This window comes from Alistipes onderdonkii, from assembly GCF_025145285.1.
GTDB lineage: Bacteria > Bacteroidota > Bacteroidia > Bacteroidales > Rikenellaceae > Alistipes > Alistipes onderdonkii.
This window is the reverse complement of record NZ_CP102251.1, coordinates 2,030,158-2,048,130: the sequence shown is the minus strand read 5'-3', so window position 1 is coordinate 2,048,130 and position 17,973 is coordinate 2,030,158. Positions and strand designations below refer to the sequence as shown.

The window sequence follows — 17,973 nt, the reverse complement described above, 5'->3', positions numbered from 1 at the left end:
ACCTATTATGAAAAAGATAGTATCAATCCTGTCCACGATATTCCTGCTAAGTGCAATACTGAGTTCCTGCACCGACCTGGAAGAGAATCCCTACTCCTCGATCCCGTCCGACGAATTCTTCAACAACGAAGAAGAATTCCTTATGAGCGCCGGGCGTATTTACGCTTATCTGGTACGCTATACCTGCTACCGCTGTATCTGGGGCACGATTTCCGTATCGACGGACGAGGCGGTCAGTCCCCTGCGCGAAGGAAACCAGTGGGTCGACGACGGCGTATGGCGCGACATGCACGCACACACGTGGAATTCGCAGATGCAGGATCTGCAAACGATCTGGGAGTTCCTTTTCGGCGGCATTTCGCTCTGCAACCAGATACTCTATGAGTTCGACCAGTCGTCGGTCGATTTCGAGGCCAAACCCAGCCTGGTAGCCGAGGTGCTGGTCATGCGCGCATGGTTCTATCTGAATGCCATGGATCTGTTCGGCAATGTTCCCTTCACCACCGACTTCTCGGACACGAGCCTGCCCAGGCAGGTGGATCGCAAGTTCCTCTTCTCGTTCATCGAACAGCAGATCAAGGATAACGTCGGCCTGTTACAGGACGTGCCTACCGCCTCGAACTACGGCCGCGTAACCAAGGCGATGGCTTACACCACGCTCGCCAAACTGTACATCAATGCGCAGGAGTGGATCGGCGAGGCCAAATGGGACGAAACCATCGCTGCCTGCGACCAGGTGATCGGCTTCGGGCAACTGGAGATAGAACCCGACTACTTTTCGAACTTCAAGGTGGACAACACCTCGTCGAAGGAGAATATATTCGTCATCCTCTATGACAAAGTTTACACGTCGCAAAACTGGTGGCACGTCTTCCGGTTCCACCAGCTGACGCTCAACAGCCTCTCGCAACAGACCTACGGCATCCTCGACTTTTGCTGGAACGGCTTTGCCGCAACCGAGTCTTTCTATAACAAGTACGATCCGAAAGACATCCGGCGCAGGCAATGGCTCGCGGGCCCCCAGTACGACATGTCGGGCAATCCGCTCCTGATGCAAAACGGGCAGCAGCTCGACTACACGCCGCATATCACCTCGCTGTTCGACTTCTCGAACCCGGCAAAATCGAACGAAGGCGTCCGCTCGGCCAAATACGAATATGCGAACGGGCTGCAAGGCGAATGCATGGACAACGACTATGTGGTCTACCGTTATGCCGACGTGCTGATGATGAAGGGCGAGGCGCTCGTGCGCCAGGGGCATGCCGATCTGGCCGTTCCCCTTTTCAACGAGGTGCGCCGCCGCACGGGGCTGGAAGACTACAAGGCCGCCGATCTGACACTCGATGAAATTTACGACGAACGGGGCCGGGAATTTGCATGGGAAGGATTACGTCGCCAGGATATGATCCGGTTCGGCAAGTGGAGCGAAGCACGCGACCTGAAACCGGCCGTCAGCCCGGCATACACGAAACTTTACCCTATTCCGGCCAACATCCGCAAGACCAACACGAACCTCAAACAAAACGACGGATATACCGATTGAACACCACCCCGCCCTGCCGGTTTGTAGGAACCGGCAGGGCGGGATAAACAGCCACACAGAAAAAACACCATGTCAGAATCAAAAATTCTCGTAATCGGCAGTTCGAACACCGATATGGTCATCTGCACCGGACACTTACCCCTTCCCGGCGAGACGGTCATCGGGGGCACCTTCTTCATGAACCCGGGCGGCAAAGGCGCCAACCAGGCCGTCACAGTGGCGCGTCTGGGCGGAAGGGTCTCCTTCATCTGCAAAACAGGCAGCGACATCTTCGGACACCAGGCCAACCAGTTGTTCAATGAAGAAGGGATCGACACTTCGTATGTATTTTCCGACACGAAAAACCCGTCGGGCGTGGCCCTGATTACCGTAGATACCGACGCTGAGAACTGCATCGTCGTCGCACCCGGAGCCAACGCACATCTCACCCCGAACGACCTCAAACGGTCGGCCGAGGCGGTCGAAGCGGCCGATATCATCCTGTTGCAACTCGAAATCCCGATGCAAACCGTGGAAGCCGCAGCCGCCATGGCATACCGGCTGGGCAAGAAGGTCGTCCTGAACCCGGCCCCGGCCTCGAAGCTCTCCGCCGGACTGCTCGAAACGCTCTACGCGATCACCCCAAATGAAACCGAAGCCGAAGCCATTTCCGGAATCCGCATCACCGATGAACACACGGCCGAAGAAGCCGCCCGTAAAATCGCGTCGATGGGCGTGTGCAACGTCATCATCACGCTCGGAGCCAAAGGGGCCCTGGTCTTCGACGGGGAACACTGCGAAGTCGTCCCGGCATATAAGATACAGGCTGTCGACACGACCGCCGCGGGCGATGTGTTCAACGGGGCGCTGGTCGTAGCCCTTTCCGAGGGGCGGACACTTCCCGAAGCCGTGCGTTTCGCCTGTAAAGCCTCGGCCATATCGGTGACACGCCCGGGTGCGCAAAATTCCGTACCTTACCGTACCGAAGTCGACGTATTCAACCTATAACGCTAAAACAGACCCGACCATGAAAAAAACCTTTTTGTTACTCTGCACGGCCGCGACCATCGTCTCGTGCAATGCCCGCCCGGCGCCCCGCGAGCTCCCGGAACAGGTCACCCTCACCAAAGAACGGCTGCTCGACAAAATCAAGGGCGGCTGGGCCGGCCAGACTATCGGATGCACCTACGGCGGCCCGACGGAATTCAAATTCAACGGCACGATGATCCAGGAATACACCCCGATCCCGTGGCCGGAACACTACATCAAATGGTGGTATGAAAACACCCCGGGACTTTACGACGACGTATACATGGATCTGACGTTCGTCGAAGTTTTCGACCGCCTGGGCATCGACGCCCCGGTGGATTCGCTCGCCGCAGCCTTCGCCAATGCCGGCTACGTACTGTGGCACGCCAACCAGGCCGCACGCTACAACATCCTCAACGGCATCCGCCCGCCCGAATCGGGGCACTGGATCAACAACCCCCATGCCGACGACCTCGACTTCCAGATCGAAGCCGATTTTGCGGGGCTCATGTCCCCGGGCATGCCCAACGCGGCCTCGGAGTTCTGCGACCGCGTGGGACACATCATGAACTACGGCGACGGCTGGTACGGCGGAGTTTACGTGGCAGCGATGTATTCGCTTTCGTTCGTCTCGGACGACATCGGATTCATCGTCGAGGAAGCCTTGAAAACCATCCCCGAACAGAGCCGCTATTACCGGTGCATGAAAGACGTCATCGCCTGGCACAAGCAGTATCCCGGCGACTGGAAACGCACCTGGTTCGAATGCGAAAAGAAATGGAGCTCGGATATCGGCTGCCCGGACGGCGTATTCGTGCCGTTCAACATCGACGCCGTGATCAACAGCGCCTACATCCTTATCGGCCTGCTTTACGGCGAGGGCGACTTCTCGAAGACACTCGATATCGCCACCCGCTGCGGACAGGATTCGGATTGCAACCCGGCATCGGCCGGCGGTATCCTGGGCGCAATGCTCGGGTACGGCAACATCCCGGAAAAATGGATGCGCAACCTGCGTGAAGTGGAAGATATGGACTTTGCCTATACCGACATCTCGCTCAACCGCACCTACGAAATGAGTTTCTGTCAGGCTTTGGAAGTGATCCGCCGCAACGGCGGTTCCGTAGGTGAAACCGACGTGACCATCGCATGCCAGCAACCCGTACCCGTCCGTTTCGAACAGTCGTTCGAAGGGCATTATCCGACCGAACGCCGTTCGATACACAAATCGCTTCCCGAAGCCGGCGGAATCGAATTCGACGGCATCGGAGCGGTATTGACGGGCGCCCTGCGCTGCCCCGACGAATCGTACGTCGCCGAAGTAACCTTCTCGATCGACGGACAACCGGTCGAACGGGTCAAGCTCCCGGCGCTTTACCGCACCCGCCGCCATGAACTGTTCTGGCGTTACCGGCTCCCGTCCGGCCCCCACCGCATCACGGCCGAATGGCATAACCCGCGCAAGGATGCATCGCTGCAAATCCGCGACCTGTTGGTATACGGCAGCACTCCGCAAGCTGCCGGGAATTAATCCGAACCCCGTAAATTCGACGCATTATGTTTATCGTTCAAAGTTATCCCCTGGCAATCGCTTTTTGCTTCATCACCATGCTGTGCTGGGGCTCCTGGGGCAACACCCAGAAACTGGCGGCCCGCACGTGGCGCTATGAACTCTTCTATTGGGACTACGTGGTCGGTGTGCTGCTCTTCTCCTTGCTGTCGGCCTTCACGCTGGGCAGTTTCGGCGCCGAAGGGCGCGGTTTCCTCGCAGACCTGGCACAGGCAGACGCAGGCAGCCTCTTCTCGGCATTCATGGGCGGCGTGATATTCAACGCTTCGAACATCCTGCTTTCGGCCGCCATCGCCCTCTGCGGCATGTCGGTAGCTTTTCCCGTGGGTGTGGGGCTCGCGTTGGTACTGGGCGTGCTGATAAATTATTTCAGCGCAGCCAAAGGCGACCCGACCTTCATTTTCATCGGGGTACTGCTCATTGCCGCAGCGATCGTCATGAACGGATTCGCCTACAAGAAAGCCCAGACCGAAAAACGCAGGCTCACGACAAAGGGCATTCTCATTTCGGTTGCGGCCGGCATCATCATGGCATTCTTCTACCGTTTCGTGGCCGCTTCCATGGATCTGAACGATTTTGCCGCCCCCGCAGCCGGCAAAATGACACCCTATACAGCCGTATTCATCTTCGCCGTCGGGGTTTTCGTCAGCAATTTCCTGTTCAACACCGTCGCGATGAAACGTCCGGTGGACGGAGAACCCGTGCGGATCGCCGACTATTTCAAAGGCGGCCTCAAAACCCACATGGTCGGCGTGTTGGGCGGTATGATCTGGTGCCTGGGAGAATCGTTCAGCATGATCGCTTCGGGCAAGGCCGGGGCGGCGATCTCCTACGGCCTGGGACAGGGTGCTACACTCGTATCGGCACTCTGGGGAATACTGATCTGGAAAGAATTCAAGGGGGCTCCCAAAATCTCCCGCAGGCTCAACCTGGGAATGTTCCTGCTGTTCCTCACCGGGCTCGGAATGCTGATCTATGCGGGCGCTTAGACGGCTGAATACCCTATTGAAAAATCCCGAAGCATCGGCTTCGGGATTTTTATTTTGGCCGGCAGCCATCGGCACCCCACGCCCGCACACCGGACGCGGCCGGGAGTAGCCAGGCGCCGTAATGAGCTACCCGACAATGACCCGGAAACGGCATTTCTCGCCGCCCGACAACACGGTCTCGAGCTCTTCCACGCGGATGTCCCTGCCGGGCAGCAGCTCCTCCAGGACATAGAGGATGCTTTGGCGGGAGCATTCGCAATGGGCCGCAGAGTCCACGAACCCGGCATCGACCTGCGGGCAGAGGCACCGGGGATACCCGACCTCGTAGACCCGCCCCGGCTCGATGACGTCCGCAAAAAAATACTCCGAACGTCCGTATTTCGTATACTGCCGGTCGAGGTCGCAGCCGCATTCTTCGAATTGCCTGCGTAGTTCCGTCAGGACGACATCCTTGACACAATCGACGGCACACGGCCGGTAAAGCGCCCCGCGCACATCGGCCGGGAGTTTTGCGATGCCCTCCTCCAGAATCCGGTAGAAGGACTTGACTTGCTGTTGATTATCGTTTTCCATAGTATATTTCATATTATCAGGAGGGGCATACTCCGAGCCGACGGAAGCGCCCGGAAGCCGCCCCGGGCCCTTTTCAAGCGGGCCCGATATATTTTCCGACGAACTCCCCGACGCGGCGCGTGTATTCCTCCCGGTTGTCGCGGTACGAAGCGGCATGTCCGGCACCCGGCACGAGCCACAGCTCCTTGTCGCCCGGTTTCGCCTCGAAAAGCGGGCGAACCATCCAGGTGGGGACATAATCGTCGGCATCGCCGTGGATGAAGAGCATCGGCAGGCGGCATTTTGCGACCTGCGCCAGCGAAGAGGCCTCGCGGAAATTCCACCCGTATTTCAGGTCGCACAGCCAACTGGCCGCATACAGCAGCGGGAATGCCGGCAGCCCGAACGACGACTTCAGTTCCTTGGAGAACTCGTCCCAGACGCCCGTATAGCCGCAATCTTCGACAAAGCACCTGACGTAGGGCCGTTGGGGCTCGCCCGAGGCCATCATCGTCGTGGCAGCTCCCATCGAGATGCCATGCACGGCCATCCGCGTATCGCCGCCGAAAATCCCGTCGGCAACCTCCATCCAGTGCAGCAGATCGAAGCGGTCGAGCCACCCCATGCGGATTGCCCGCCCTTCGCTCTGCCCGTGGTAATGCAGATCCGGCAGCAGGATGTTATACCCCAGGTCATGGTTATAGAGATAGCCGATCATCAACATCCGCACGGCGCAGTCCGTATAACCGTGGACGATAACCGCCGTGCGGTCGGTCGGCACGGGAGCCGCCGCATAGAGGGCATGCAGCCGGACGCCCCGGGGGTCGGCGATCACGGTGTCGCGCAACGCCCCGGCCGTCTGTAAACTGTCCACCCACGGGCGCAGGAAAGGGTATTCGGCATACATGTATTCATAGGCCGTGGCATTCTTTTCCCGCATCTTGGCATCGGGCCGCAGCGAGAACGCGAGCATATAGAAACTGCCGCCGATAACCGCAGCTATCGGCAACAGGATAAAAACGGCTATGATTCGCCTGATCCGCTTCTTCTTCATAATAAAAAGTTATACTGCGGTGTTCCCCGGCAGGAACACCCCAATAGTCCCCGGCACAGGATACCGCCAGTCCGGTCTCCGCATCGCCCGGAATCCCCCGTTACGAGCCGTACCGGCCAGCCGCCCCACACCCTCGCCGGCACGGGAAAACCATCCGGCAGCCGGTTCCGGGAGCGCGGTCACTCCTCCCGCAATACCGTGCCAAGATGCGTGAGCATTGCGACGTCCGTACGAGGCAGCACCGGCGTTCGCGGATCCCGCAACTTCGGCACAGCCTGCGGACAGGACGCCAACGGCGTGCCGTCCCGGCTGGCCGGGCTCCCGGCGACACGAGTTATGACAACGCCATCGTCCCCGAACGTTACTTCGCAACAGCCAGCTTCGCCCGGATATGCGCCAGCATGTCGTCCGTCATGCGCGAGAGATCCCACTCGGGTTTCCAGCCCCACTCCTCACGGGCGCAGGTGTCGTCAAGCGAATTGGGCCAGCTCTCGGCGATCTCCTTCTTCACGGGGTCGACGTCGTAGTCCATCTTAAAATCGGGCAGCCGTTTCCGGATCTCGGCACAGATGATCTCCGGGGTGAAACTCATCGACGCGATATTGAAGCTGTTGCGGTGCACGAGCTTCGCGGGGTCGGCCTCCATCAGTTCGACGCAGGCACGCAGCGCATCGGGCATGTAGATCATGTCCATATAGACGTCCGACGGCACAGGGCAGGTGAACCGGCCCGACCGGATCGCCTCGTAGTAGATCTCGACGGCGTAGTCGGTCGTACCGCCGCCCGGCAGCGTGACGTTGGAGATAATGCCCGGGAAGCGTACCGAACGGGTGTCCACGCCGTATTTATGGTGGTAGTAGTTGCCCAGCATCTCGCCCGTGACCTTGCAGATACCGTAGATGGTCGTCGGCTGCATGATCGTATCCTGCGGGGTCTTGTCCTTGGGGGACGAGGGGCCGAAGGCGCCGATCGAGCTGGGCGTGAAGAGGGAGCAATGGTGCTGGCGCGCCACCTCGAGCGAGTTGTTGAGCGCCCCCATATTGACGTTCCAGGCCATCTGCGGGTTACGTTCGCCCACAGCCGAGAGCAAAGCGACCAGGTTGAAGATCGTATCAATATGGTAACGCGCCACGACCGAAGCCATTGCCGTCGCATCGAGCGCATTGAGCACTTCGAAAGGGCCGGCCTCGCCGAGGGCCTTGCATTCGCGCATGTCTGTCGCCACGACATTGTGGTCACCGTAAATTTTGCGCAGATAGACTGTCAGCTCGGAACCAATCTGGCCTCCGGCACCTACTATTAGTATACGTTTCATGAGCATGGGTTATAATTCAAAAGTAAAGGTAGAAAATAATTGTGAATTTTTCACAATTTTTTGGTCTTTTCATTTTTCTTATGTACTTTTGCACCACTCGAACGGGAAATGTTGCTGTTGTAGCTCAGTGGTAGAGCACTTCCTTGGTAAGGAAGAGGTCACGAGTTCAATCCTCGTCAACAGCTCTGAAAATCAAGCGGTTGCCAAAACAAGGCAGCCGCTTTTTTCGTGCCGATCGGTGAAGAAATAACAGGCAGAACATACTGATTAGGCGCTTGGACTTTTGGAGGCATTAGCCGAATAATACCACTTAATACAAATAGTTACATAAATTTGCGCAGGGGGGGGGTAACTTTTGGATATCCATGGATAAAATAGTATATTTGACAGAATAACCATTCAAGAGCATGAATGACATTATTGCACAGGTAATTGCCATTATCGGATACGGCAACGATTATTTGCAAGTGGGTAACTTGCTATACGATTTCGATTCGAATTGTATTTTCCAATATTGTAAATCTGTCGACTTTATATATCAAAAGAAAAAAGGCCTGTTTTCCAAGAAAGTCGAGATGCTGGTAGCTGATAGTCCAACCGGATGGTTTAAATATCTTAACGAAAAAGGATGCTTGAAACTCAGGCTGCACTTCAAGTCGCAAAGGCCGGACGATTATATGACGGCAGGTTTTGTCGGAGGTGGAGGGATTTGGTTAATAGAAACTGTTTTCGAAGATCATTCAGACTTTTGGAATGCCGAATGGAGTAGTATAAATCAAAATGCACCCGACAATAAAATATGGCAGGTAAAATACAAGTGCATATCTAAGGATCGTCCGACGATCGACAAACAATATGACTTATTAGAAATTAAAACCCGACTTAAGGATTCTTTGACTCGAATTGAAAGTTTCGCTCTTGAAGAAAATTTGGAATATTGGGGTAAGTTATTTGAAAGCGCAAGACGGCTATTAGATGAAAAGAACCCATATAAGGATTCATATTTGCAAGATATACTACCAAAGAATAACTATTCAATCGACGCGCTCCAATTATTATTCGCGGCTTTTTCTTCCTTTGTTTTCGGAGGAATGGGGTCATGGAATGATGGAGTTGCAAAGAACCACAAGAAACATAAAGAGCTTTCAAAAATCTTATACGAAGATATTGTCGATGCAATAGTTAGCGCAGTCAATTCATTCTGATAAATAGTAAAATCCTTGTAACATGGGTTACAAGGATTTTTTCTTTTTCGGCGACAAGGTGAAGTGCCAGACCATGCCGCCGATTTACAACTAAAATGCAACCATCATTCGAACAGCGGCGCCACGCACCTTCCGATAGCAATAACGTGTAAAAACCGAAAAACAAATGACCGGGGTAAAACAGATCTCAGTCACGACCGCCGCAATTCTGCCCCACCTCTTGAATAATTAAGTAAGGAATCCGATATTACCCGGTACGATACCGGCTACGACCGGCAAAACCGACGACCGGCACGCCTTTTTCCATCTATTTCACCAATATTATTCCCAAACTGGACTATACGGGAACAGTGTTTGCCGTAACTTTGCCTGGTAAACGGACGCCATCATGAAAATAACGGTCAATCCCGCAATACGGCACGTGCAACCCTTTATCGAACGGCTCCCGGAGGTTTTCCACGTCTCGGGCGAGGTGCTCCACGACGGGCGCAACCAGATCCGGGCTTTCGACATCGGGGGCGAACGCCTTGTCGTCAAACGCTATAAGCGCCCCAATGTGTTCAACAGGTTCATGTATTCGTTCTTCCGCAAGAACAAGGCCTGCCGCGCCTACGAGCACGCCCTGCGCCTGCGCGGGATGGGCTTCGACACCCCGGAACCGGTGGCATGGAGCGAATACCGCAAGGGCGGCCTGATCGCCGACGCCTATTTCGTTTCCCGCCGGTCGGAGCTCACCCCGCTCCCGCAGACCATGAAACAGTTCCCGGCGCCGGACACGCTGCCCGTACTCGAAGCCTTCGCCCGCTTCACCGTCCGCCTCCATGAGCAAGGGATCTGCCACGAGGATTTCAACCAGACCAACATCCTCTGGGAATACGACGGTGCGACAGGCAGCTACCGTTTCCAGCTGATCGACATCAACCGCATGAGATTCCACGCCCGGCCGCTGCGCCCCGACGAATGCATGATCAACCTGCGGCGGCTGAGCTGCCCGGCCGTCCCGTTCCTGTACATATTGGATCGCTACGCCGACATACGCGGGTGGGACATCAACGACACGCTGCTGCGGGGGGTTTTCTTCCGTCTGCTCTTCGGCCGCCGCCAGCAGTTCAAAAAGCGGTTCCGGAAACGGAAATCGGCCGCCGCAGGCAAAAAACAGGGCTGAAAATTTGGATTCCGCAAATATTTTACTACATTTGCCGCTGTTAATCCCCACGAGAGATGAGACTTTACGGTTTTGCATATTACTTTTTTTACTTTTTCTTTTATAGCAAGAGGAAGAGCGGGGTTGTATGCAATTAGCTGTATGATACAATAGAGTGAAAACACGAAGGATCCCGTTCTGCAAAGAGCGGGATTTTTTAATGCCTAAAATTCGATTATGAAACGCATCACCATACAAGGACAACCCGGATGTTTCCACGAAACCGCCGCCAGGTGCAGTTTCCCCGGCGAGCAGGTCGAAATCCTGCCCTGCGACAGCTTCGACCAGCAGTTCGCCCGCATGGCCGCCGACCCGACGCTGCTGGGCATCGCGGCCATCGAAAACACCATCGCAGGCAGCCTGCTTCCCAACCACGAGCTGCTGCGGCGCAGTTCGCTCGCCGTCATCGGCGAATACAAACTCCGCATCTCGCACGTACTGGCAGCACTGCCGGGGGAGGCGCCCTGCGACATCGGCGAGGTGCACTCGCACCCGATCGCCCTGATGCAGTGCGGCGATTACCTGAAAGCCCATCCGGCGATGAAAGTCGTCGAACGCGACGACACGGCGGGCAGCGCCCGCGAAATCGCCGAACAACGGCTCCGCGGCACGGCCGCCATCTGCGGCGCCGGGGCGGCGGAGCTCTACGGGCTCGAAATCCTGGAACGGGGCATCGAGACCAACAAACACAACTTCACGCGCTTCCTCCTGCTGGCCGACCGCAGCTGCGCCGCAGGGTTCACCGACCCGGCGCGCACGAACAAGGCATCGCTGGTCTTCTCGCTGCCCCACACCCAGGGAAGCCTTTCCAAGGTGCTCACCCTGCTCTCCTTTTACGAAATCAACCTCTCGAAAATACAGTCGCTGCCGATCATCGGCCGCGAGTGGGAATACCGCTTCTACGTGGACGTCACCTTCGACGACGCGGTGCGTTACCGGCAGGCCATCGAAGCGGCGCGGCCGCTGACGAGCGACTTCCGCATCCTGGGCGAATACGCCGAATGCCCCAACCCGGTAATCTGACAAGGAACAAACGATAAAAACGAAAAACATAAAAACCATGAACGACTTACAACCCATCAATCTCCCGGGGCTCGACCCCCGTCGGCCGCTGGTCATCGCGGGGCCGTGCAGCGCCGAAACCGAAGAGCAGGTAATCGAAACAGCCCGCGAACTGGCCGCGGAGGGCTTCAAGCTATTCCGCGCCGGACTGTGGAAACCGCGCACCAAACCGGGCGGGTTCGAGGGCGTAGGCGTCGAAGGCATAGCCTGGCTGCAACGCGTAAAACGCGAAACGGGGATGTATACCGCCACGGAGGTCGCTACGCGCAAGCATGTCCTGGCAGCGATAGAAGGCGGCATCGACATGATCTGGATCGGGGCCCGCACGACGGCGAACCCGTTCGCCATGCAGGAGATCGCCGATGCGCTGCGCGGGCACGATATCCCGGTGCTGGTGAAAAACCCCGTGAGTCCCGACCTCGAATTGTGGATCGGCGGCGTGGAACGCATCTACAACGCCGGCATCCGCCGCCTGGGTGTCATCCACCGCGGGTTCACGTCGATCGACAAAAGCCTCTACCGCAACCACCCGATGTGGTCGATCCCCATCGAGCTGCACCGCCGCCTCCCGGGGCTGCAGATATTCTGCGACCCGAGCCATATCGGCGGGCGCCGCGAGCTGATCGCCCCCCTCTCGCAGCAGGCCATGGACCTGGGGCTCGACGGGCTGATCATCGAGGCCCACTGCTCGCCCGACTGCGCATGGAGCGACAAGGCGCAGCAGGTGACGCCACAGGGACTGGCCTACATCTGCCGCAACCTCGTGATCCGCGAAACCAACGCCACGACCGAAAGCCTGACCGAACTGCGGTCGCAGATCGACAAGCTGGACGACGAACTGCTCGAACTGCTCTCGCGGCGCATGCGCGTCTCGCGCGATATCGGGCAGTACAAGAAGGAGCACAACATGCCCGTGTTGCAGGCGCAGCGCTACGAGGAACTGCTGGCCCGGCGGGCGGATCAGGCCATCCGGATGGGGATGGACCGGGAATTCATGCGCTCCGTCCTGCAGGCCATCCACGAGGAGTCGATCCGGCAGCAGATGGCCGTGCTGGGTGAGTGAGAGTCTGTTACATTTCGGTTAAATATGCGGCACGGGAGGTGCAAAAAGCGGTTTGTTACGTACTTTTGAGCCGGATTCCAATCCGTAACAGTTATGACAAAGTACAAAATCCTGGTAGTCGACGACGAAGAATCGCTGTGTGAGATTCTGCAGTTCAACCTCGAGGTCGAGGGCTATGAGGTCGACGTGGCTTACAGCGCCGAACAGGCGCTCGACATGCATCCCGAACGTTATTCGCTGATTCTGCTCGACGTCATGATGGGCGAAACGAGCGGATTCAAGATGGCGCGGCAGCTCAAGTCCCGCCCCGAGACGGCAGGCGTGCCGATCATTTTCTGCACGGCCAGGGACACCGAGGACGATACGGTGGCAGGACTCAACATCGGGGCCGACGACTACATCGCCAAGCCCTTTTCCATCCGCGAAGTGCTGGCACGCGTACGCAGCGTGCTGCGCCGCACGGCACAGCCGGCCGCCGAAGAGAAGGCCGTGGCGTTCGAAGGGCTGCGGATGGATCTCACGCGCAAGGTCTGCACGATCGACGGGGAGCCGCTGGCGCTGACCAAAAAAGAGTTCGAGATCCTGGCGCTGCTGCTCTCCTCGCGCGGCAAGATATTCTCGCGCGAAGAGATCCTGCGGCAGGTGTGGAGCGACGAGGTAATCGTGCTCGACCGCACCATCGACGTGAACATCACGCGCCTGCGCCGTAAGATCGGCCCCTATGGGGAACACATCGTAACACGCCTGGGCTATGGCTACGGTTTTGAGGAATAGGTTTTCCTACCACAGGCGGCTGTTCCTGCTGCTGTTCGCCTTCTCGTGGGCGCTGGTGGCCTGCTTCGTCACCTTCCAGTACAGCCGCGAAAAGCGCTTCAAGGCCGAGCGGCTCGATGCCCGGCTGCAACTCTTCAACCTGCGCCTGCTCGACGCACTCGGCGAGGGCACCGCACCCGGGGCATTCCTCACCGGACATCCCCTTCCTTACGGCGACCTGCGCGTAACGGTCATCGACGACGACGGGCGCGTCCTGTTCGACAACTCGGCCGACTCGCTGCCCGCAGCCAACCACCTCGGGCGCCCCGAAGTCACTGAAGCGATCGCCCATGGCACCGGTTACACCATCCACCGCCACTCGGAAAGCACCGACCAATACTATTTCTATTCGGCCATGAAGGGCGACGGGATCATCGTCCGCTCGGCCGTCCCCTACTCCGTTTCGCTGCGCGAAGTACTCGCGGCCGACTGGGAATTCCTGTGGTTCATGCTGGGCGTCACGCTGCTGATGAGCATTGCGGCTTACTTCACGACCCGCCGCCTGGGGCACAACATCACACGCCTGAACGAATTTGCCGAGCACGCCGAGCGGGGCGAGCGGATCGACGACAAAGAGACCTTCCCCCACGACGAGCTGGGCGACATCTCGAACCACATCATCCGCCTCTACGCCCGCCTGCAACGCACGACGGCCGACCGCGACCGGGAACATGCCCTGGCGCTGCACGAAGAGCAGGAGAAAATCCGTATCAAGAAACAGCTCACCAACAACATCAACCACGAGCTGAAGACCCCCGTGGCCGCGATACAGGGTTATCTGGAAACGCTGCTGGCCAACCCCTGCCTGACGGCGGAGAAACGCACGGCGTTCCTCGAAAAGAGCTGTGCGCAGGTCGAACGGCTGCGGCACCTGCTCTCCGACGTGGCGACCATCACGCGCATGGACGAGGGCAGGGAGCTCATCGGCAAGGAACCCGTGGTGCTGAACGACCTGATCGACGAGGTCAGGGCCGACATGGAGCTGCGCCCCGAGGGGCAGCGGCTGCGCGTGAACTGCGATTTCCGAGGCCCGGTCGAGGTCGAGGGCAACCCCTCGCTGCTGAGTTCCGTCTTCCGCAACCTGGCGGACAACGCCGCGGCCTACTCGGGCGGGCGCGACATCTTCATCCGCCTGCTTTCGGACACGGCAGAGGCATGCACGATACTTTTCGCCGACAACGGCATCGGCGTCGACGAAGAACACCTCCCGCACCTCTTCGAGCGGTTCTACCGTATCGACAAGGGGCGCTCGCGCAAGCTGGGCGGCACGGGACTCGGGCTTTCGATCGTCAAAAACGCCGTCGTGATCCACGGCGGGACGATCACCGTACGCAACGGCGAACGCGGCGGACTGGAATTCGTCTTCACCCTGCGCAAACATTCATAAGGGCGCAACCGGACTGTAACGTTTTTGTAATATTTGTTTCAGACCTTTACGGCGGAAAAATCCAGAAACAGAACAAACCATGAGTCCCCTATTCACTTGTATCGTAATCATCATGGGCCTGCTGGCCGTGATGGGCATCGTCGTGGGCGTGGCCAACGACGCGGTCAATTTCCTCAACTCGGCCCTGGGGTCGAAAGTCGCCCCGCGGCGCGTCATACTTTGGATCGCGGCCGCAGGCATCCTCGTCGGGACGCTCACGTCGAGCGGCATGATGGAGGTCGCCCGAAGCGGCGTATTCTACCCCGGGCAATTCTCCTTCCAGGAGATCATGATGCTCTTCCTGGGCATGATGCTCGGCAACATCCTGCTGTTAGACCTCTACAACACGCTCGGGCTGCCGACGTCGACCACCGTGTCGATGGTCTTCGGGTTGCTGGGCGCCGGGGTCGCGGCGGCGCTGTTCCATATTTGGGGCGACGCCGGGGCTTCCATAGCCGACCTTTCGCAATACATCAACACGGGCAAGGCCATGGCCATCATCGCGGCCATCCTGCTCTCCGTGGCGCTAGCATTCGCCGCCGGGTCGCTGTTCATGTACGTCTCGCGGCTGATCTTCTCGTTCCGCTTCGCACCGGTGTTCCGCCGCTGGGGAGCCGTATGGTGCGGCATCTCGCTGGCGGGCATCCTCTATTTCGCCCTGTTCAAGGGACTGAAAAGCTCGGGGCTGATCCCCACGTCGGTGGCGGACTACGTCGGGGAGCACGTGCTGGTAACGCTGCTGGCATTCTGGGCCGCATCGTCGGTGGTGCTGTGGCTGTTCCAGCGCATGCGGCTCAACATCATGCGCATCACGATCCTTTCGGGCACCTTCGCGCTGGCGCTGGCATTCGCGGGGAACGACCTGGTGAACTTCATCGGTGTGCCGCTTGCCAGCTACGACGCATGGCAGATCGCCCGCGAAGCCGGCAGCGAGTCGATCATGATGGGCGAACTGGCCGAACCGGCACGCGCCAATTTCCTGCTGCTGCTGGCATCGGGGCTGGTGATGGTGCTGACACTGTTCTTCTCGAAGAAATCGCAGCATGTCACCGAGACCGAGCTGTCGCTCGCCTCGCAGCACGAGGGTGAAGAGCGCTTCGGCTCGACGTTCATTTCGCGCAGCCTGGTACGTGCCACACTGGTACTCAACACGATGTGGACGGGGCTGATCCCCGTCCGCATGCAGAAGGCCATCGACCGGAGGTTCGAGCCGCTGCCCGCAGAGGAGCGTTCGTCGGCACCGTACGACATGATCCGCGCCGTCGTGAACCTCACGGCCGCCTCGATCCTGATCGCCATCGGCACTTCGTACCAGCTGCCGCTGTCGACGACCTATGTGGTATTCATGGTGGCCATGGGTTCGTCGCTGGCCGACCGCACCTGGGGACGCGAGAGCGCCGTATACCGCATTACGGGCGTGATGGCCGTCATCTCGGGCTGGTTCATCACGGCGCTCGGCGGATTCCTGATCGCCTTCGGCGTGACACTGCTCCTGCTGTGGGGCGGCTGGATCGCCGTGACGGTGCTCGTCGCACTCTGCGCATGGCTGCTGGTTCGCAGCCACCGCAACGTCGAGCAGATCAAGGCCGCCGAAACCAAAGAATTGCCCGTCGTCAAGGCCGAGACCCCGGACGAGGTGCTCTGCGTCTGCATCGGCGAGGTCTGCACGACGATGGAGCACGTGACGCGCATCTACAACCGTACGCTGGTGGCGGTATTCAAGGAGAACCGCAAGGTACTCAAAGAGATGGTACAGTCGTCGGACAAGCTCTTCGAAGAGGCGCGCGACCGCAAGTACGGCATCATGCCTACGCTGCGGCGCCTGCAACAGTGCGACATCGACACGGGACATTTCTACGTACAGGTGGTGGATTACCTCTCGGAGGTGACCAAGGCGCTGATCCACATAACACGCCCGGCATACGAGCACATCAACAACCACCACGAGGGGCTCACGAAGGAGCAGATCGTAGACCTGATGCGCGTGAACGACCAGGTAGAAGCGATCTTCGACAAGATCAACGACATGCTGCGCACCAAGGATTTCTCCGACCTGGACATGGTGCTGGAGATGCGCGACAAACTCTTCGACACGATCGTCGAGGCCATCAAGAGCCAGCTGCGCCGCATCAACGGCGACGAGACGGTGAGCACACGCGCCAGCGTCCTCTACCTGACGATCCTCAACGAAACCAAAACGATGATCCTGCAGGCCCGCAACCTGCTCAAGTCGCAGCATTATTTTTTGGAGCACAAAAAATAGCACGGGGCTCCTATACGAAATCCACCCGAACCCTCCTTTTCGAAGGAGGGTTTTTTGAACGCCCCGGCAAACGCAGCCGGAATACGACAGGCCGCCCCGCAAAAGCGGCGCCCGGGAAAAGCGGCCGGCAATCCGCCCCGCCGGAGGATTTTCCCGGACAGGGCGGCATTTGTCGCCGGAACGTAACGGGGCCGTCATTCGCCCGTAACGACGGCCCCGTATCTTTGCAACGTGGGAACCGGAAGAAGGTTTCCAAGTTGGTTTTAGGTTACATAAGTAGGTTAGTGGGAGATGCAGTGACGGGATGTCGCGGCATCTTCGTTTTTTCAGGGATATGGCATGGGAAGCGGAACCGCTGCGGTCATAGGGACAATTCCCCGGTGTCTCCCTGTGGAAAGGGAGGCCAGCGCGCAACCGGACAAGACCGGCGAATTATTTCTCCATGTCATGCAGGTGGATCTCCAGCGCACGCACCGAAATCTGGATTTCCCAAATCGACACGCCGAGCGACCCGATCAGCAGCAACAGCGCCGCACCGAAGACATAGGCGGAAAGGAGGATCAGGCCGATGTAGAGAAGGAACATCGTCACCACGCACAGGAACAGGCTCGTGACACCCAGGATCTGCATCGTACGCGTGAGGTGCAGGCGGCGGCGCAGGTTGTCGATCTGCGCACGGGTGACTTTCGAGGGGTGTTGCAGGTGTTGTTCCTTGAGCGTGCGAACCAGCTGGGCATAAGAAAGAAACCGGTTGGTATAGGCCAGCAGGATCAGCGAAACGGCGGAGAACAGCAGCGCCGGGGTGGTAAGTGTCAGCTCTTCCATAACGGGGATATTTTACTCCCGCAAAACTACGCAATAATCCCGCCCCGTGCAAACCCGCGGGCGGAAGCTCCCTATTGTTAG

The 17,973-nt window shown here is 58.3% G+C and carries 15 protein-coding genes and 1 tRNA gene; 12 read left to right on the top strand and 4 right to left on the bottom strand.

The features are described 5' to 3' along the window. The first annotated feature begins 7 nt into the window (after positions 1–7). The 4 genes from NQ559_RS08405 to NQ559_RS08390 all read left to right on the top strand — a co-directional run bounded on the left by NQ559_RS08405 (position 8) and on the right by NQ559_RS08390 (position 5,110). Complete coding sequence (locus NQ559_RS08405) at positions 8–1,543, top strand: RagB/SusD family nutrient uptake outer membrane protein (RefSeq protein ID WP_018696182.1); 1,536 nt, start codon at positions 8–10, stop codon at positions 1,541–1,543. 69 nt (positions 1,544–1,612) lie between these two features. Next, positions 1,613–2,530, top strand: a complete 918-nt coding sequence (gene rbsK / locus NQ559_RS08400) for a ribokinase (RefSeq protein WP_018696183.1) — start codon at positions 1,613–1,615, stop codon at positions 2,528–2,530. A 19-nt stretch (positions 2,531–2,549) separates the two neighbouring features. Then, positions 2,550–4,082, top strand: a complete 1,533-nt coding sequence (locus tag NQ559_RS08395; protein WP_018696184.1) for an ADP-ribosylglycohydrolase family protein — start codon at positions 2,550–2,552, stop codon at positions 4,080–4,082. A gap of 26 nt (positions 4,083–4,108) precedes the next feature. After that, on the top strand, positions 4,109–5,110 hold the full coding sequence (locus NQ559_RS08390; protein ID WP_018696185.1) for a GRP family sugar transporter: 1,002 nt from the start codon (positions 4,109–4,111) through the stop codon (positions 5,108–5,110). A 126-nt stretch (positions 5,111–5,236) separates the two neighbouring features. Here the strand turns inward: NQ559_RS08390 and NQ559_RS08385 are convergent, their stop codons facing one another. The 3 genes from NQ559_RS08385 to NQ559_RS08375 form a co-directional block, all read right to left on the bottom strand. Further along, complete coding sequence (locus NQ559_RS08385; protein WP_018696186.1) at positions 5,237–5,683, bottom strand: hypothetical protein; 447 nt, start codon at positions 5,681–5,683, stop codon at positions 5,237–5,239. Positions 5,684–5,756: 73 nt separating this feature from the next. Then, on the bottom strand, positions 5,757–6,716 hold the full coding sequence (locus tag NQ559_RS08380; protein ID WP_018696187.1) for an alpha/beta hydrolase: 960 nt from the start codon (positions 6,714–6,716) through the stop codon (positions 5,757–5,759). A gap of 361 nt (positions 6,717–7,077) precedes the next feature. Then, positions 7,078–8,031 (bottom strand): L-threonine 3-dehydrogenase, SDR-type, encoded by a 954-nt coding sequence (locus tag NQ559_RS08375; RefSeq protein WP_026318419.1) that lies wholly within the window; start codon positions 8,029–8,031, stop codon positions 7,078–7,080. A 113-nt stretch (positions 8,032–8,144) separates the two neighbouring features. On the opposite strand from NQ559_RS08375, the gene NQ559_RS08370 reads away from it, so the two are divergent. The 8 genes from NQ559_RS08370 to NQ559_RS08335 all read left to right on the top strand — a co-directional run bounded on the left by NQ559_RS08370 (position 8,145) and on the right by NQ559_RS08335 (position 17,067). Next, positions 8,145–8,216, top strand: a tRNA-Thr gene (locus NQ559_RS08370). A gap of 222 nt (positions 8,217–8,438) precedes the next feature. After that, entirely contained in the window at positions 8,439–9,236 is a 798-nt protein-coding gene (locus NQ559_RS08365) for a hypothetical protein (protein WP_018696189.1), read from the top strand. Positions 9,237–9,624: 388 nt separating this feature from the next. Further along, positions 9,625–10,401, top strand: coding sequence for a lipopolysaccharide kinase InaA family protein (locus NQ559_RS08360; protein WP_026318420.1), 777 nt, complete (start codon positions 9,625–9,627; stop codon positions 10,399–10,401). A gap of 216 nt (positions 10,402–10,617) precedes the next feature. Then, entirely contained in the window at positions 10,618–11,463 is an 846-nt protein-coding gene (locus NQ559_RS08355; RefSeq protein ID WP_018696191.1) for a prephenate dehydratase, read from the top strand. A gap of 37 nt (positions 11,464–11,500) precedes the next feature. Continuing rightward, the gene (locus NQ559_RS08350; protein WP_018696192.1) at positions 11,501–12,565 is read left to right on the top strand and encodes a bifunctional 3-deoxy-7-phosphoheptulonate synthase/chorismate mutase type II; all 1,065 of its coding nucleotides are present in this window, start codon (positions 11,501–11,503) and stop codon (positions 12,563–12,565) included. 93 nt (positions 12,566–12,658) lie between these two features. Then, entirely contained in the window at positions 12,659–13,339 is a 681-nt protein-coding gene (gene phoB / locus NQ559_RS08345; RefSeq protein WP_018696193.1) for a two-component system response regulator PhoB, read from the top strand. Further along, entirely contained in the window at positions 13,317–14,765 is a 1,449-nt protein-coding gene (locus NQ559_RS08340) for a sensor histidine kinase (RefSeq protein WP_026318422.1), read from the top strand. Before phoB ends, NQ559_RS08340 begins: the two co-directional genes overlap by 23 nt. Before the next feature lie 79 nt (positions 14,766–14,844). Next, positions 14,845–17,067, top strand: coding sequence for an inorganic phosphate transporter (locus tag NQ559_RS08335; protein ID WP_018696195.1), 2,223 nt, complete (start codon positions 14,845–14,847; stop codon positions 17,065–17,067). Positions 17,068–17,499: 432 nt separating this feature from the next. On the opposite strand, the gene NQ559_RS08330 is transcribed toward NQ559_RS08335, so the two are convergent. Beyond that, a complete protein-coding gene (locus NQ559_RS08330) occupies positions 17,500–17,892 on the bottom strand; it encodes a DUF2721 domain-containing protein (protein ID WP_018696196.1) in 393 nt (130 codons plus the stop codon). Positions 17,893–17,973: the final 81 nt, after the last annotated feature.

Coding starts and splice junctions, on each gene's coding strand:
- NQ559_RS08405 (WP_018696182.1), top strand. CDS start 8: ATGAAAAAGATAGTATCAATCCTGTCCACGATATTCCTGCTAAGTGCA.
- rbsK (WP_018696183.1), top strand. CDS start 1,613: ATGTCAGAATCAAAAATTCTCGTAATCGGCAGTTCGAACACCGATATG.
- NQ559_RS08395 (WP_018696184.1), top strand. CDS start 2,550: ATGAAAAAAACCTTTTTGTTACTCTGCACGGCCGCGACCATCGTCTCG.
- NQ559_RS08390 (WP_018696185.1), top strand. CDS start 4,109: ATGTTTATCGTTCAAAGTTATCCCCTGGCAATCGCTTTTTGCTTCATC.
- NQ559_RS08385 (WP_018696186.1), bottom strand. CDS start 5,683: ATGGAAAACGATAATCAACAGCAAGTCAAGTCCTTCTACCGGATTCTG.
- NQ559_RS08380 (WP_018696187.1), bottom strand. CDS start 6,716: ATGAAGAAGAAGCGGATCAGGCGAATCATAGCCGTTTTTATCCTGTTG.
- NQ559_RS08375 (WP_026318419.1), bottom strand. CDS start 8,031: ATGAAACGTATACTAATAGTAGGTGCCGGAGGCCAGATTGGTTCCGAG.
- NQ559_RS08365 (WP_018696189.1), top strand. CDS start 8,439: ATGAATGACATTATTGCACAGGTAATTGCCATTATCGGATACGGCAAC.
- NQ559_RS08360 (WP_026318420.1), top strand. CDS start 9,625: ATGAAAATAACGGTCAATCCCGCAATACGGCACGTGCAACCCTTTATC.
- NQ559_RS08355 (WP_018696191.1), top strand. CDS start 10,618: ATGAAACGCATCACCATACAAGGACAACCCGGATGTTTCCACGAAACC.
- NQ559_RS08350 (WP_018696192.1), top strand. CDS start 11,501: ATGAACGACTTACAACCCATCAATCTCCCGGGGCTCGACCCCCGTCGG.
- phoB (WP_018696193.1), top strand. CDS start 12,659: ATGACAAAGTACAAAATCCTGGTAGTCGACGACGAAGAATCGCTGTGT.
- NQ559_RS08340 (WP_026318422.1), top strand. CDS start 13,317: ATGGCTACGGTTTTGAGGAATAGGTTTTCCTACCACAGGCGGCTGTTC.
- NQ559_RS08335 (WP_018696195.1), top strand. CDS start 14,845: ATGAGTCCCCTATTCACTTGTATCGTAATCATCATGGGCCTGCTGGCC.
- NQ559_RS08330 (WP_018696196.1), bottom strand. CDS start 17,892: ATGGAAGAGCTGACACTTACCACCCCGGCGCTGCTGTTCTCCGCCGTT.